The 13388-nt window shown below is 74.3% G+C and carries 14 protein-coding genes; 11 read left to right on the top strand and 3 right to left on the bottom strand.

What is annotated here, in order from left to right; genetic code table 11:
• Positions 1–55 precede the first annotated feature (55 nt).
• The 3 genes from ACZ42X_RS22280 to ACZ42X_RS22290 all read left to right on the top strand — a co-directional run bounded on the left by ACZ42X_RS22280 (position 56) and on the right by ACZ42X_RS22290 (position 2286).
• Positions 56–499: a hypothetical protein gene (locus tag ACZ42X_RS22280; RefSeq protein ID WP_468292757.1), complete on the top strand. Its 444-nt coding sequence runs from the start codon at positions 56–58 to the stop codon at positions 497–499.
• Between the two features lie 51 nt (positions 500–550).
• Positions 551–1027 carry a pyridoxamine 5'-phosphate oxidase family protein gene (locus ACZ42X_RS22285; RefSeq protein WP_468292760.1) on the top strand — a complete coding sequence of 159 codons (477 nt, stop codon included), beginning with the start codon at positions 551–553 and terminating at the stop codon, positions 1025–1027.
• Positions 1028–1212: 185 nt separating this feature from the next.
• Positions 1213–2286 carry an AI-2E family transporter gene (locus ACZ42X_RS22290; RefSeq protein ID WP_468293405.1) on the top strand — a complete coding sequence of 358 codons (1074 nt, stop codon included), beginning with the start codon at positions 1213–1215 and terminating at the stop codon, positions 2284–2286.
• Between the two features lie 136 nt (positions 2287–2422).
• Here ACZ42X_RS22290 and ACZ42X_RS22295 read toward each other — a convergent pair whose 3' ends face one another.
• Positions 2423–3064 (bottom strand): SIMPL domain-containing protein, encoded by a 642-nt coding sequence (locus tag ACZ42X_RS22295; protein WP_468292763.1) that lies wholly within the window; start codon positions 3062–3064, stop codon positions 2423–2425.
• 222 nt (positions 3065–3286) lie between these two features.
• Here ACZ42X_RS22295 and ACZ42X_RS22300 point away from each other — a divergent pair, with 222 nt between their 5' ends.
• The 4 genes from ACZ42X_RS22300 to ACZ42X_RS22315 all read left to right on the top strand — a co-directional run bounded on the left by ACZ42X_RS22300 (position 3287) and on the right by ACZ42X_RS22315 (position 6999).
• The gene (locus ACZ42X_RS22300; RefSeq protein ID WP_005318814.1) at positions 3287–3490 is read left to right on the top strand and encodes a cold-shock protein; all 204 of its coding nucleotides are present in this window, start codon (positions 3287–3289) and stop codon (positions 3488–3490) included.
• Positions 3491–3808: 318 nt separating this feature from the next.
• The gene (locus ACZ42X_RS22305; protein ID WP_468292766.1) at positions 3809–5407 is read left to right on the top strand and encodes a DEAD/DEAH box helicase; all 1599 of its coding nucleotides are present in this window, start codon (positions 3809–3811) and stop codon (positions 5405–5407) included.
• Positions 5408–5498: 91 nt separating this feature from the next.
• Positions 5499–6506 carry an ArsR/SmtB family transcription factor gene (locus tag ACZ42X_RS22310; RefSeq protein ID WP_468292769.1) on the top strand — a complete coding sequence of 336 codons (1008 nt, stop codon included), beginning with the start codon at positions 5499–5501 and terminating at the stop codon, positions 6504–6506.
• 76 nt (positions 6507–6582) lie between these two features.
• Complete coding sequence (locus ACZ42X_RS22315; protein ID WP_468292771.1) at positions 6583–6999, top strand: guanyl-specific ribonuclease; 417 nt, start codon at positions 6583–6585, stop codon at positions 6997–6999.
• Between the two features lie 11 nt (positions 7000–7010).
• On the opposite strand, the gene ACZ42X_RS22320 is transcribed toward ACZ42X_RS22315, so the two are convergent.
• Positions 7011–7883 (bottom strand): hypothetical protein, encoded by an 873-nt coding sequence (locus ACZ42X_RS22320; protein ID WP_468293407.1) that lies wholly within the window; start codon positions 7881–7883, stop codon positions 7011–7013.
• A gap of 300 nt (positions 7884–8183) precedes the next feature.
• Between ACZ42X_RS22320 and ACZ42X_RS22325 the strand changes: the two genes are divergently transcribed.
• Entirely contained in the window at positions 8184–8948 is a 765-nt protein-coding gene (locus tag ACZ42X_RS22325; protein ID WP_468292774.1) for a S1 family peptidase, read from the top strand.
• 143 nt (positions 8949–9091) lie between these two features.
• Here the strand turns inward: ACZ42X_RS22325 and ACZ42X_RS22330 are convergent, their stop codons facing one another.
• Positions 9092–10867 carry a glycoside hydrolase family 35 protein gene (locus ACZ42X_RS22330; protein ID WP_468292777.1) on the bottom strand — a complete coding sequence of 592 codons (1776 nt, stop codon included), beginning with the start codon at positions 10865–10867 and terminating at the stop codon, positions 9092–9094.
• A 156-nt stretch (positions 10868–11023) separates the two neighbouring features.
• Between ACZ42X_RS22330 and ACZ42X_RS22335 the strand changes: the two genes are divergently transcribed.
• Genes ACZ42X_RS22335 through ACZ42X_RS22345 form a run of 3 tightly spaced genes read left to right on the top strand, consistent with a single transcriptional unit; the run spans position 11024 to position 13259 of the window.
• Positions 11024–11911, top strand: a complete 888-nt coding sequence (locus ACZ42X_RS22335) for a helix-turn-helix domain-containing protein (protein WP_468292779.1) — start codon at positions 11024–11026, stop codon at positions 11909–11911.
• Positions 11912–11922: 11 nt separating this feature from the next.
• The gene (locus ACZ42X_RS22340) at positions 11923–12264 is read left to right on the top strand and encodes a chorismate mutase (protein WP_468292782.1); all 342 of its coding nucleotides are present in this window, start codon (positions 11923–11925) and stop codon (positions 12262–12264) included.
• A complete protein-coding gene (locus tag ACZ42X_RS22345; RefSeq protein WP_468292784.1) occupies positions 12261–13259 on the top strand; it encodes an asparaginase in 999 nt (332 codons plus the stop codon). The genes ACZ42X_RS22340 and ACZ42X_RS22345 overlap by 4 nt, the downstream gene beginning before the upstream one ends.
• Positions 13260–13388 lie beyond the last annotated feature (129 nt).

Raw genomic sequence — 13388 nt, forward strand, 5'->3', positions numbered from 1 at the left:
AGCGCGGCCGGGGTAGAGCTGCTCCTCGGTACCGGCTACCGGATGGGAGACACACATGCGCCGCGCAGGATTCGTGGTCGCCGCGGCGACCGCACTCACACTGGGGGCGGCCGGCACGGGCCAGGCCGACACCACCGCGACCGCCGAGGTGACGGCGAGCTGGGGCGACCGCGTACGGCTGCAGTACACCTGGACCGACCGCCAGACCATCACCGGCGGAACGCTCCGCGTCACGGACGCCACCTGCGACGACCGCGCGGTGTACGCCTCCCTCACCGTCACCACGGGCGCCGGCCGCACCGTCGCGCTCGGCGACCGGCACAACACCGGCGGCTGCGGCACGACCGCCGAGTTCCCCGACATCACCGCCTCCGACCCCAGCGGCGTCCTGCGCATGACCCTGCGCATCTGCCACCCGGCCCCCGGCGGCGCGACCGCCACCTGCGAGACGCGCTACATCGGCGCGAACCCGTACCGGCCGGACGCGCTGCGCTTCTGAACCTCCGGAAACCCGACAGGAGATGTCCGGTATCCCGCCTTCCATGGAGCCATGACATTCAGGTGGTCAGAGTTCCAGGCGGCGGAGCCGGACTTCGCCGCAACCGTCCGGCGCCGTTTCGACCCGTACAAGCACCACGTCCTCGGGACCCTTCGCAAGGACGGCTTCCCCCGGCTGAGCGGGCTGGAGGTCACCTTCGGGCGCGGCGAACTGTGGCTCGGCATGATGCCGGGGTCGCGCAAGGCGCGGGACCTGCTGCGCGATCCCCGGTTCGCCGTGTACGCCAACCCGGGCAGCGGTACGGACATGGGCGGCGGCGACGTACGGATCGGGGGACGGGCGGTCGAGGTGGCCGACCCGGACACCCTGGCGTGGTTCGCCGACGAGGTAGGCGTGCCACAGCCGTTCCACCTCTTCCGCGCCGAGCTCACCGAGGTCGTCCGCACGACCGTTGAGGGCGAGGCGCTCGTCGTGCGGATCTGGCGCCCGGGCGAGGCCCTGCGCACCATGCGGCCGGGCAAGGACTGAGACGGCCCACATGCGCGCGCCGTTCGCCCGGCGCGCCGGGGCGTGGTGGTACCAGGTGAGAGGTGCCCACCGACCCGCAGCCCGTCCCGCGTGCCCGGCCCGCTCGGCCTGCCCGCCGCCGCCCGCCCCGGCCCTCACCCCGCGTACGCCACCGGGCGGCGCCGCGCGGGGCGCCCGCAGGCCGCGTGCCCGGTACGGCGGGTCAGGACGGCCCCGAGGCGGGGGTGCGCGTCTATCCGCCGCTGCGCAGCGCCGCCGCGCACGCCTGGCGCGTGCTGGTCGTCGGGGCGCTGGTCTACGCGCTGTTCGCGCTGCTGGGGCGGTTCCACGAGATCGGGGTGGCGGTCTTCCTGGGGCTGGTGGTGACGGCGATGCTCCGCCCGGCCGTCGACATCGTGGCGCGGGCGCTGCCGAGACCGCTGGCCGTGGCCCTCTCGCTGATCCTGAGCATCGTGCTCCTGCTGGGGGTCCTCGCCCTGGTGGGGGAGGCGGTGGCGGGGGAGCGCCGGGTGCTCCAGGACGAGTTCGCCACCGGGGTGGAACGGATCGAGCGCTGGCTGGAGCAGCCTCCGTTCCGGCTCCACCCGGAAGCGCTGACCGACATCCAGGCGCGCATCGGACAGTTCCTCTCCGACCACCGCTCCACCCTCGTCTCCACCGCGATCAGCGGCGGCCGGCGCCTCGTGGAGGTGGTCACCGTCATCGCCCTGGCGCTGTTCTGCTCCGTCTTCTTCCTCCACTCCGGCGACCGCCAGTGGCGCTGGTTCTGCGCCCAGCTGCCGCCGACCGCACGGGCGAGGGTGGCCCTCGCGGGCCGGACCGCGTGGCGCACCTTCACCGGCTACACGCACGGCATCGTCCTGGTCGCCGCGACCAACGCGATCCTCGTCGGCATCGCGCTCCTCCTCCTGGGCGTGCCCCTCGCCATGCCGCTCGCCCTGCTGGAGTTCTTCGCCGCCTTCGTCCCGCTGATCGGCTCCCCGATCGCGCTCGCGGTGGCGGCGGTGGTGGCGCTCGCGGCCAAGGGCCCGGTCGTCGCGGCCGTCGTCGTCGCCCTCATCGTGATCATCGGGCAGATCGAGGGCCATGTGCTGCACCCGCTCGTGATGAGCTGGGCCGTCCGGCTCCACCCCGTCGTCGTCGCCCTCGCCGTCATCGGCGGCGCCATCGCGGCGGGCGTGCTGGGCGCCGTGGTCGCGGTGCCGCTGGTGTCCGTGGTGTGGGCGGTCCACCAGGCCCTGCGCCGGGCCCGGGCGTGAGGCCCTGCGCCGGGCCCGGGCGTGAGGCCCTGTGCCGGGCCTGGGGCGACGACTGGACCGCGCGGGCCCGGGCGTGACGACCGGACCGCCCGGGCCCGAGCCCGTCGCCGCGCCCTTCGGCAGGCCGCCGCCCCGCTCAGCGGCCGAGCGAGAAGCCCAGCAGCACCGCGGCGGTCACCTCCACCATCCCGGGCGCGAGGTCGCCCTCCAGGCCCTCGGCCGCGTCGCTGCCGTGGCCGCGGTGGCCCCGGCCCAGTTCCTCCGGGTCCACGTCCTCGATGTGGATGACGGGACCGAGCGGGGCCCCGGTCGCCTCCGCGTACACCTCGGCCTTGCGGCGCGCCGCCGCGACCGCCCGGCGCCGCGCCTCGTCGCGCAGCGCGGGCTTGCCCTCGGCGTCGAAGGCCACGCGGTCCACGCGGTTCGCCCCGGCGGACACCGCGTCCACGATGAGCTGCTGCAACGTGTCCAGGGACGTCGTCTCGACCGTGTACCGCGTCGTGCAGCGGTAGCCGAGGAACCTCCGCTTGTCCCCGTACCCGTCGTGCGCCGACGCCAGGGCGAGCCGCGAGCCCGAGACCGACGTGTCGGCTATCCCGTGCGCGCGCAGGGCCCGGCGCAGTGCGGACACGGCCTCGCCCGCCTCCCGGAAGGCGTCCTCGGGCCTCTCGGCCAGTTTGTCGACCGTCAGGTTCACCCGCGCGAGCCGCGGCTCGGCGAAGACGGTGCCGGCGCCGAAGACGCTCAGTCCCCACGGTTGCTTGATCGATTGGGTCATCCGGGGATTCAAGCACCGACCCGGCGGTATGATCCCCACACAGTGGCACAGGTCACGCGACCGGCCCGGCACGCCCCGGGACGGCGTGCTACGGTTGCCGTGTTGCAGTTTTGGTACCCATGAACTTTATGTGCGCCTGAGCGGGAATGACCTCAGGCGCACTCATTGTTTTCACCGGCGTTTTCTCCGGATGGGGCCCCGACACCATTCAGGAGAAAAATCATGGCTACTGGAACCGTGAAGTGGTTCAACTCGGAAAAGGGCTTCGGCTTCATCGAGCAGGACGGCGGCGGCGCCGACGTCTTCGCCCACTACTCCAACATCGCCACCTCGGGCTTCCGTGAGCTCCAGGAAGGCCAGAAGGTGACCTTCGACGTCACCCAGGGCCAGAAGGGCCCGCAGGCGGAGAACATCCTCCCCGCCTGATCGCCTGACGCGATTCCCCGCAGCCGGGGCCCGCACCCTGCCAACCGCAGGTGCGGGTCCCGGCTTGCGCCGTCCTAGGTCGTGTCCGCAAAGTCTCGTCTGCCTGGCGGCGTCTGGCACGCCCGCTCGCCGCGTTGTCGTCAGTCGCCAATGGCCCCCGTAGCCCTTCGGGCACGGGAGGTGCCCCCACCGCAGTGGCTCCTTCCTCCGCCTTGCGATCGCACGCACCAGACGCCGCCAGGCCCGCCCTCCGGGCGGACGACGCTACTTTGCGGACACTCCCCAGGCCCCAAGAGCCCTGAGAGCGAAGGCTGCTGCATGACCCGACCCGAACGCCCCGTCCGCAAGCGCTCCACGAAGCCCCGCGCCGCCGCCGGTGCCGGTCGCGCCACCGCCGGCGCCGCCCGCACCGTGATCGCGCCGCCGCGTGAGTTCACGCTGCCGGAGAGCGCCACCCCCGCCCTGCCGCCGGCCGCGGGCTTCGGTGACCTCGACATGCCGGCCGCGCTCCTGAAGACGCTCACCGCCCAGGGCGTGACCGAGCCGTTCCCGATCCAGGCCGCGACCCTGCCGAACTCCCTCGCGGGCCGCGACATCCTCGGCCGCGGGCGCACCGGCTCGGGCAAGACCCTCGCCTTCGGGCTGGCCCTGCTCGCCCGCACCGCGGGCCGCCGGGCCGAGCCGAAGGCGCCGCTCGGGCTGGTCCTGGTCCCCACGCGCGAGCTCGCGCAGCAGGTGACCGACGCCCTCACGCCGTACGCCACCTCCGTGCAGCTGCGGATCGCCACCGTCGTCGGCGGCATGTCGATCACCAAGCAGGCGGGCGCGCTGCGGCGCGGCGCCGAGATCCTGGTGGCCACGCCCGGCCGCCTCAAGGACCTCATCGAGCGCGGCGACTGCCGCCTCGACCAGGTGGCCGTCACCGTCCTCGACGAGGCCGACCAGATGGCCGACATGGGCTTCCTGCCCCAGGTCACGGCGCTGCTGAAGCAGGTCGAGGCGGACGGCCAGCGGATGCTGTTCTCGGCGACGCTCGACAAGAACATCGACCGGCTGGTGCGGATGTTCCTCACCGACCCCGTCGTGCACTCGGTCGACCCGTCCGCGGGTGCGGTCTCCACCATGGAGCACCACGTCCTGTACGTCGCGGACGAGACCGACAAGAAGGCCGTCACCACCCGCATCGCGGCCCGCGACGGCCGGGTGATCCTCTTCCTGGACACCAAGCGCTCCGTGGACCGCCTGGTCAAGCGCCTGCTCGCGAGCGGTGTGCGCGCCGCCGGCCTGCACGGCGGGCGCTCGCAGCCGCAGCGCAACCGCACGCTGGAGCAGTTCAAGGACGGCCGGGTCACCGCGCTCGTCGCGACCAACGTCGCGGCCCGCGGCATCCACGTCGACGACCTCGACCTCGTCGTCAACGTCGACCCGCCCACCGACCACAAGGACTACCTCCACCGCGGCGGCCGCACCGCCCGCGCGGGCGAGTCCGGCAGCGTCGTCACGCTCGTCCTGCCGGAGCAGAAGCGGGACATGAGCCGCCTCATGTCCCACGCGGGCATCACGCCGCAGGCCGCCCGCGTGAAGTCCTCCGACGAGGAGCTGGCCCGCCTCACCGGCGCCCGGGAGCCGTCCGGCGTACCGGTCGTCATCGAGGTGCCGCAGCCGGCGCAGCCCGCCGAGAAGTCCGGCCCCCGACGCCAGGGCCGCGGCCGGGGCCGGGGCGAAGGCCAGGGCCAGGGCCAGGGCGAAGGCCAGAGTCAGGGCCAGGGCTCCGGAGGGCGGCGCCGCCGTCCTCGCCGTACGGGAACGGGCGCAGCGGCCGGAACGGCCGGAGCGGCCGGCTCCGGGGGAGCGGCGGGCAGGGCGGGACGGGGCAACGGCACCGCCCAGTCCGGCCGTCGCCGCACCGCCGCGTGACGCCGGTCTCTCCGCGCCGAGTTCGCAGCTGAATTCGCGCGCTGGACTCTCAGGGCCGAACGCTTAGGCTGGCGCGGGGGAGGTCGAGGCAGTGATCCGCATTCATTTCACCGCCGCCGACTTCGCCCGCGTCCGCTTCTCGTCCCGCCCCGCTCCGCTGCAAGAGCTGAACGCGGCCTTCATGACGATGTTCCGCCCCGACGGCGACCCGCTCTTCGGGCGCTGGCGGGGCCGGCTGCTCCACGCCCTGCCGCCCGCCGTCGAACCGCTCGGAGACCTGGTCCCCGCGGGGCGGGCGCCCCGCTTCCTCGACGTGTTCGGCGGCACGCTCGACGAGGCCCTCGACACCGTCCGCGCCACGCGCCCCGAGACGGTCCGGGCCGAGCTCGAGCGCGTGTACGCCGCCCACCCCGCCCCGGCGCCGCCGTGGGTCCGGGAGCTGCACCGCGGCGACGCCGAGGCCTGGCGGGTACTGCGCCGCGCCCAGCACGCGGCGTTCGAGACCGTGGTGCGGCCGGTGTGGGACCAGGTGCGGGACCTGCACCAGAGGGAGTTCGCCCGCCACGCCCTGGCCGCGGCCGAGCACGGTGTCGGCGCCGCCCTCACCGCGCTCGTCCCGGGCAGCCGGCTGCGCGACGGCGTCTGGGAGTGGCCGGACCCCGGAGCCCCCGCAGCCGTTGCAGCTCCCGGCGAGGACCGGGACATCCGGCTGCGCGGCCGGGGCGTCGTCCTCCTGCCGACCTTCCACTGGACCGGCCACCCCCTGCTCGCCGATCCCCCCGACGGCCCCCTGGCCCTGACGTACGCCGCGGGCCCCGGCCTGCCGCTCACGCGGGCCCAGGCGCCCGGTACGGAGGACGCCCTGGCCGCCGTCCTCGGCCGCACCCGCCTGGACGTCCTGCTCCTGCTCGCGGAAGGGCACACCACCAGCGGGCTCGCCCGCCGCCTGCGCGTCAGCAACGCCACCGCCTCCGCCCACACCGCCGCCCTGCGCGGCGCGGGCCTGATCACCACCGTCCGCGCCGGCAAGTCGGTCCGCCACGAACGCACCGCGCTGGGCACCCTGTTGGTGCGCCGGCACGATGGAGCCGATCGGTAAAGGCGCCGTCAAGATCAGGAAAAGACCCGGAGGGGAGACCTGACGTGGTCATGCCTGGCGACCTCATCATGGGCCCATGAGAACTCCCCCACGGTTCACCCTGCTCGGCGGCGCCGCCGCCCTGCTCACCACCCTCCTCGTCGGCCCGGCCGCCGCCAACGCCCCTGCCGCGGCCCTCACTTCGGCAACGGCCTACTCCGCTGCGGCCGTCGGTGACATCTGCTACTCCGACCTGCCGCCCCAGGCGCACGACACCCTCGGCCTCATCGAGGACGGCGGCCCCTACCCGTACCGCCAGGACGGCTCCGTCTTCCAGAACCGCGAACGGATCCTGCCGAAGCGGGCCACCGGCTACTACCGCGAGTACACCGTCATCACCCCCGGCTCCTCGGACCGCGGCGCCCGCCGCATCGTCACGGGCGACGCGCCCCGGGAGGACTACTACACCGCCGACCACTACAAGTCCTTCGACCTCGTCGACCACGCCTGCTGAACCCGCGTGCTCTACGTGTCGCACTCCAGCACCGTCCGGCACAGCCCGCACCGGGCCCGCACCCGGCCCCGCACCGGGACCCGGATGCGCTGCTGGCACGTCGGACAGGGGAACGACACGCGCAACGCCGCGTCCTGACCGCCGTGTTCGAAGGCGTACGGAAGGCCCGTCGCCGCGCCCGGGTGGTCCTGGGCGTAGCGGCGGTCCTTCGCGTAGCGGTGGCGCCCCGCCCACCCCGCGGCCGTCAGCGGAGGCCGGCGCCCGTCGCGCAAAGCCTCGTCGCGGCCGCGGGTGTACGCGGTGTACGCCTGCGGGCTGGTGAACCACGGTGACGGGTCCTCGTCGAACACCAGCGCCCGCTTCGCGAGCACGTACCCGAACTCCTCCGGGGTGAGGTAGCCGAGCTTCTGGCTCGACACGCCGTCCTCGCGGTACGCGTCCAGCAGCAGCCAGCCGGCGCCCAGGTAGGTCGTCGCCGTGTCCGTCAGGATCTCGTTGTCGCGCGTGCCCGGGAAGCCCAGTCCGAGCCGGTGCAGCAGCACATGCGTGATCTCGTGGGCCAGCGCGGCCCCGATGTCGCGCCGGTGGGTGCGGAAGCGGTCGTTCAGCTCGATGAAGTACTCCGGCCCCGAGGCCAGTTCCACGCTCGCCGCGTGCCGCATCCCACGGAAGCTGACGATCATCCGCGCCTCCGGCAGCCGCAGCTGCCGCACCAGCGCGCCGGCCACCCGCTGTGCCCCGAGGTGCAGATCGTCGGCGTCCGCGAAGGCCACGTCGGCGGGGGCGACGCTGGAGGCGTACGCGTAGAGGCCCTCGGGGGTCAGCCGCCGGTACACCGCCGTGATCGCCGCCCGCACGGTGTCGAGGTGCGGGTAGCCGTGCACGACCCCGCCGCCGACTCCACCCTCGCGCTTGCCGCTGCCGCTGCCGCTGCCGCGGTTGCCGTTGCCGTTCGCCACGTCCCGTACCCCCAAGCACGACGCCGCCCTCTTCAACTGTACGGCGCCCGCCGGGGGCCGGAGTGGCCGAAAAGTCGCTCTTGTGGGGCTCATGATCCGCTCCGGACAATCGGAATCACGCCTTGACGAGCCCATGTCACCCAACTGCCGGGCGGCATTGGCCCCTCACGGGCGCGTTAGGCTCAACCCCCCACGAAAGGCAGACAGTTGAACAAGATCCTCGGCATGTTCAAGAGATGCGCGGCCGCGGGTGCCGTCATACTCGCCGCGGTCAGCCTCCAGCCCCTTTCCGCGGGCGCCGCCCAGGCCGCCCAGCGGCCCGTCGTCGGCGGCACCCCCGCCGCCCAGGGCGAGTTCCCGTGGATGGTCCGGCTCTCCATGGGCTGCGGCGGAGCGCTCTACACCCAGCAGATCGTCCTGACCGCCGCCCACTGCGTCAGCGGCTCCGGTAACAACACCAGCATCACCGCCACCGCCGGTGTCGTGGACCTGCAGAGCGCCAGTGCCATCAAGGTCAAGTCGACCAAGGTCCTCCAGGCCCCCGGCTACAACGGCAAGGGCAAGGACTGGGCGCTGATCAAGCTGGCCAAGCCGATCAACCTGCCCACCCTGAAGATCGCCTCCACCACGACGTACAACAGCGGCACCTTCACCGTCGCCGGCTGGGGCGCGGCCCGCGAGGGCGGCAGCCAGCAGCGCTACATGCTGAAGGCCCAGGTGCCCTTCGTCTCCGACACCAGCTGCAAGCAGTCGTACGGCAACGAGCTCGTGCCGAGCGAGGAGATCTGCGCCGGCTACGCCCAGGGTGGCACCGACACCTGCCAGGGCGACTCCGGCGGCCCGATGTTCCGCAAGGACAACACCGGGGCGTGGATCCAGGTCGGCATCGTGAGCTGGGGCCAGGGCTGTGCCCGGCCGAACTACCCCGGCGTCTACACCGAGGTGTCCACCTTCGCCGCCGCCATCCAGTCCGCGGCCGCGACCCTCTAGCCGCGGAAGCCACCAGGGGGCGGGCCGCCCGAGCAGCGGCCCGCCCCGTCCGCGTACCCCGTAGGTCGTGTCCCCAAAGTCCCGTCTGCCCGCCGACGCCAGGCCCGCCCTTCGGGCGGACGACGCTCCTTTGCGGACACTCCCTAGGCCAGCCGTACGTCGAAGGCGCCGCCGGCGCCCTCCAGCTCCAGCACCCACACGTCGTTCGCCCCCGCCCGCAGCACCGGCCCCGGTACGAACAGCGACTTCTGCGGCCCCACGCTCCAGTACCGGCCCAGGCAGAAGCCGTTGACCCAGACGAACCCCCGCGTCCAGCCGGGCAGTTCCAGCGCCGCGTCACCGGCGGCCCCGTCGGCCACCTCCACGACCGCCCGGTACAGACCGGGCTCACCGGCGCCCGGCTCCCGTTCGGCGGCCAGGTGCGCGAACGGCACCTTCTCCACCGCCTGCGCCGTGAACGCGTCCAGCCGCAGCCCCCGCGCCCGCACCCCGTGGACGTACTGGCGCTCATGGCGCACCCCGCCCGTGATGCCCTTGGACTCCGCGAGCCTCGGCCCGTAATTGACCCGCCCCAGCGACTCCACCCACAGCTCCACCTCCGCGGGCCCGGCCACCGGCTCCGCCAGCACCGCCTCCTCCGCCGCCAGCACCCCCGCCCGGACCCCGTCCACGTACACCACCGCCCGGTCCCGCAGCCCGCTCACCGACAGCGGGTACGGCTGCCGGGGCCCCGGCACCCGCAGCCGGTAGCGCACCAGGCCGCGGTCCACGCCCAGCTCCTCGAAGGTCGGCGGAACCGGCCCCTCCCACTCCGCGTCGCCCAGCGCGTCCAGGACCTCCGCCAGCGGCGCCCACCGCGACACCGCCGCCCGGACCGGCGCCGCCAGCCGCGCGGGCGGCGGCGGCACGTCCGGCAACGGGCCGCCGCCCTCCGCGTACGCCTCCAGCACCGACCGGAACGCCCAGAACTTCGCCGTCGGCAGGCCCGCCTCGTCGATCGGCGCGTCGTAGTCGTACGACGTCACCGTCGGCTCCAGCGGACCGTCGTGCAGCGGCCCCGACCGGTTCGCCCCGGCCCAGCCGCCGAAGCTGGTCCCCCCGTGCGCCATGTACACGTTGACCGACGCCCCGCACTCCAGGATCTCCGCGAGCGCTGCCGCCGCGTCGTCGGCGCCCCGCGCCGCGGTCCCGTCGCCCCAGTGGTCGAACCAGCCACACCAGAACTCCATGCACATCAGCGGCCCGCGCGGCCGGTGCCGCCGCAGCACCTCGAACGCCTCCCGCGCACCCGACCCGAAGTTCGCGGTGGCCAGCACCCCCGGGATCGAGCCCCCCGTGAGCATGTGGTCCTCGGGCCCGTCCGCCGTGAACAGCGGCACCGTCACGCCGCACGCCGCCAGCAGCTCCGCGACGTACCGCAGATAGCCCTGGTCGGAGCCGTAGCTGCCGTACTCGTTCTCCGCCTGCACCAGGACGACCGGGCCACCGCGGTCGATCTGCCGCTCCACCACCTGCGGCAGCAGCGCGCGGAACCAGCGCTCGACGTGGACCAGGTACGCGGCGTCCGCCGTCCGCACCCGGCGCCCCAGCCGGCCCGTCAGCCAGTGCGGCAGCCCGCCGTTCTCCCACTCCGCGCAGATGTACGGGCCCGGCCGCACGATCGCCCACAGCCCGGCCGCCGCCACCGCGTCCAGGAACCGGCCCAGCGCCCCCACGTCCCGGTAGCGGCCGGGCTCCGGCTCGTGCAGATTCCACGGGACGTACGTCTCCACGCAGTTCAGGCCCATCGCGCGGACCATCGCCAGCCGGTGGTCCCACTGCTCCTCGTGCACCCGGAAGTAGTGCACGGCGCCCGACAGCAGCCGCACCGGCCTGCCGTCCAGCAGGAAGTCGTCGTCACCCACCGTGAAACCGGCCACCGTTCCGCCCCTCTCCCGATCACGTTCCGCGACCAACTCTCGCCCTCTGGCGGTCGGCCGGTCCATGGACAAAGATCAGCGCTGTTTGGACGCAAAAACGGTTCGCCCGGGAGTCGGGGGAGCCGGGGGAGTCCCGGGAGTCGGGGAGGGTGAGGGATGTACCGCACCTGGATGCGCTTCTTCACGCCCGGCCCGCTCCACCAGCGCCTCGGACTGGTCTGCCTGGGCGTCGGCCTCCAGCACGGCACCCTGCCCACGGTCGGCCCGCGGACCCTCGACCACCACGTCGCCGTCGTGATCAACGCGGGCGGCGGCTGGTACCGCTGCCCCGACGGGCGGCGCCTGACCGTCACCGCGCCCGCGCTGCTCTGGCTCACCCCCGGCGTACCGCACCACTACGCGCCCGACCCGGCCACCGGCTGGGACGAGGGCTTCGTCGACTTCACCGGACCCGTCACCGCCACGTACACCGAACTCGGCTACATCGAGCCCGACCGGCCCGTCGTGCCGCTCGCCGACGCCGGGCCCGCCCGCTCCGTCATCGGCCGCATCGCGCGCGCCGCCCGGCGCGGCAACCCGCTCCTGGAGGTGGAGACCGCCGCCGCCGTCCACGAACTCCTCGTCACCCTGCGCCGCGCCCGCGCCGACACCAACGCCGACGGCGACCCCGTCCTGGAGGCCCTCGCCCGCGACGCCTTCCAGCCCCTGTCGGTCGCCGAGCACGCGGCCCGGCACGGCATGACCCCCGCCGAGCTGCGCACGGCGGTACGGCGCGGCGCCGGGTGCAGCCCCAAGGACTACCTCCTCGGCATCCGGCTCGGCCGCGCCAAGGAGCTCCTCGCCGGCACCGAGCTGCCCGTCGCGGCGGTCGCGCGCCGCGTCGGCTACGACGACCCGGCGTACTTCTCGCGGCTGTTCACCCGGCGCGTCGGCACGGCGCCGATCCGCTTCCGCGAGCAGCAGGGGCGGACGGTGCCGGGCGGCTGGAGCACGCGGATTCCAGATCCCGAACACCCACCGACGATCGGGTCAGGTCCCGTCTAAGCTCGCTCATCATGAGCACCAGCGACATCGACGGCATCGACGGCGCCATCCACGATTCCGTCCGCGAGGAACTGGCCGAGCTGCGGTCGAGCATCGACAACATCGACGCGGCGGTCGTCCACATGCTGGCCGAGCGCTTCAAGTGCACCCAGCGGGTGGGCCACCTCAAGGCCCGGCACCACCTGCCCCCGGCCGACCCGGCCCGCGAGGCCCGCCAGATCGCCCGGCTGCGGCAGCTCGCGGAGAGCGCGAAGCTCGACCCGGCGTTCGCCGAGAAGCTGCTGACCTTCATCATCGCGGAAGTCATCCGCCACCACGAAACCATCGCGACCGCCTCGTCCCCCGACGCATGACGGCCCGCGTCACCGTCTTCACCCTCGGCGGGACCATCTCCGCCTCCGCGCGGGGCGGCGATGCCGCACGGCTCGGCGGCGCCCAGGTACTGGCGGCGGCGGGCGCCCTCCCGGACGGCGTGACGGCCGAGGTACGCGACTTCCGGCGGCTGCCCAGCTCGTCGCTGGCCTTCGACGACCTCGCGGCCCTCGCCCGCGAGGTGCGGGAGGCGGTGGACGCGGGCTCCGGCGTGGTGGTGGTGCACGGCACGGACACCCTGGAGGAGACCGCGTTCCTGCTGGACCTCACCTGCGCCACGCACCGTCGGCCGGTCGTGGTCACCGGCGCGATGCGCCGCCCGGACCTGCCCGGCGCCGACGGCGCCGCCAACCTGGCGGCGGCGATCGCCGTCGCGGCGGACCCCGGCTGCCGGGGGCTGGGCGTCGTCGCCGTGTTCGCCGACCAGATCCACGCCGCCCGGCACGTCCGCAAGACGCACACCACGTCGATCGCCACCTTCGCCTCCCCGGGCGCCGGCCCGCTCGGCACCGTGGTCGAGGGCGAGCCGCGCGTGCTGCTGCGGCCCGGGCGGCCCGTCGTCGATCGGCCGCTGCACCTCGACCGGCCGGCCCGCGTCGCCCTGATCACCCTGTCGCTCGGCGACCGGGGCGAACTGCTGGAGGCCGTCGACGATCGCTTCGACGGCCTGGTCGTCGCGGCCTTCGGTGCCGGACACGTGCCGGCCTGGCTGGTCGAACCGCTGGCCCGGCTCGCCGCCCGGATGCCCGTCGTGCTCGCCTCCCGCACCGGCTCCGGCGCGCTGCTGACCCGCACCTACCGGGGCCCCGGCTCGGAGTCGGACGTCCTCGCCCGCGGCCTGATTCCGGCGGCGGACCTGGACCCGCCGAAGGCACGCCTGCTCCTGCACGCCCTCCTCGCCGACGGCGCCGACCACGCGCGCGTCACGGCGGCGTTCGAGGCCCTGACCGCGCCCCCCGTGCCCACCGCGCCCTGAGCGGCGAGGGTCGCGGGCGCGGGGTCGCGCAGAGGCCCCGGGCGGCGGCTTGCGCCACCGCCCCGGGCGCCCGCCGGGCCTGAGCTTCCCGCCGGGCCTGAGCTTTCGGCCGGGTGGCGCCTCCGTCAC

The sequence above is a fragment of the Streptomyces sp. NPDC030862 genome (genome assembly GCF_055571835.1).

What these genes read in the sequence shown, in the direction of transcription:
- ACZ42X_RS22280 (WP_468292757.1), top strand. Translation starts at nt 56, where the DNA reads ATGCGCCGCGCAGGATTCGTGGTCGCCGCGGCGACCGCACTCACACTG.
- ACZ42X_RS22285 (WP_468292760.1), top strand. Translation starts at nt 551, where the DNA reads ATGACATTCAGGTGGTCAGAGTTCCAGGCGGCGGAGCCGGACTTCGCC.
- ACZ42X_RS22295 (WP_468292763.1), bottom strand. Translation starts at nt 3,064, where the DNA reads ATGACCCAATCGATCAAGCAACCGTGGGGACTGAGCGTCTTCGGCGCC.
- ACZ42X_RS22300 (WP_005318814.1), top strand. Translation starts at nt 3,287, where the DNA reads ATGGCTACTGGAACCGTGAAGTGGTTCAACTCGGAAAAGGGCTTCGGC.
- ACZ42X_RS22305 (WP_468292766.1), top strand. Translation starts at nt 3,809, where the DNA reads ATGACCCGACCCGAACGCCCCGTCCGCAAGCGCTCCACGAAGCCCCGC.
- ACZ42X_RS22315 (WP_468292771.1), top strand. Translation starts at nt 6,583, where the DNA reads ATGAGAACTCCCCCACGGTTCACCCTGCTCGGCGGCGCCGCCGCCCTG.
- ACZ42X_RS22325 (WP_468292774.1), top strand. Translation starts at nt 8,184, where the DNA reads ATGTTCAAGAGATGCGCGGCCGCGGGTGCCGTCATACTCGCCGCGGTC.
- ACZ42X_RS22335 (WP_468292779.1), top strand. Translation starts at nt 11,024, where the DNA reads ATGTACCGCACCTGGATGCGCTTCTTCACGCCCGGCCCGCTCCACCAG.
- ACZ42X_RS22340 (WP_468292782.1), top strand. Translation starts at nt 11,923, where the DNA reads ATGAGCACCAGCGACATCGACGGCATCGACGGCGCCATCCACGATTCC.
- ACZ42X_RS22345 (WP_468292784.1), top strand. Translation starts at nt 12,261, where the DNA reads ATGACGGCCCGCGTCACCGTCTTCACCCTCGGCGGGACCATCTCCGCC.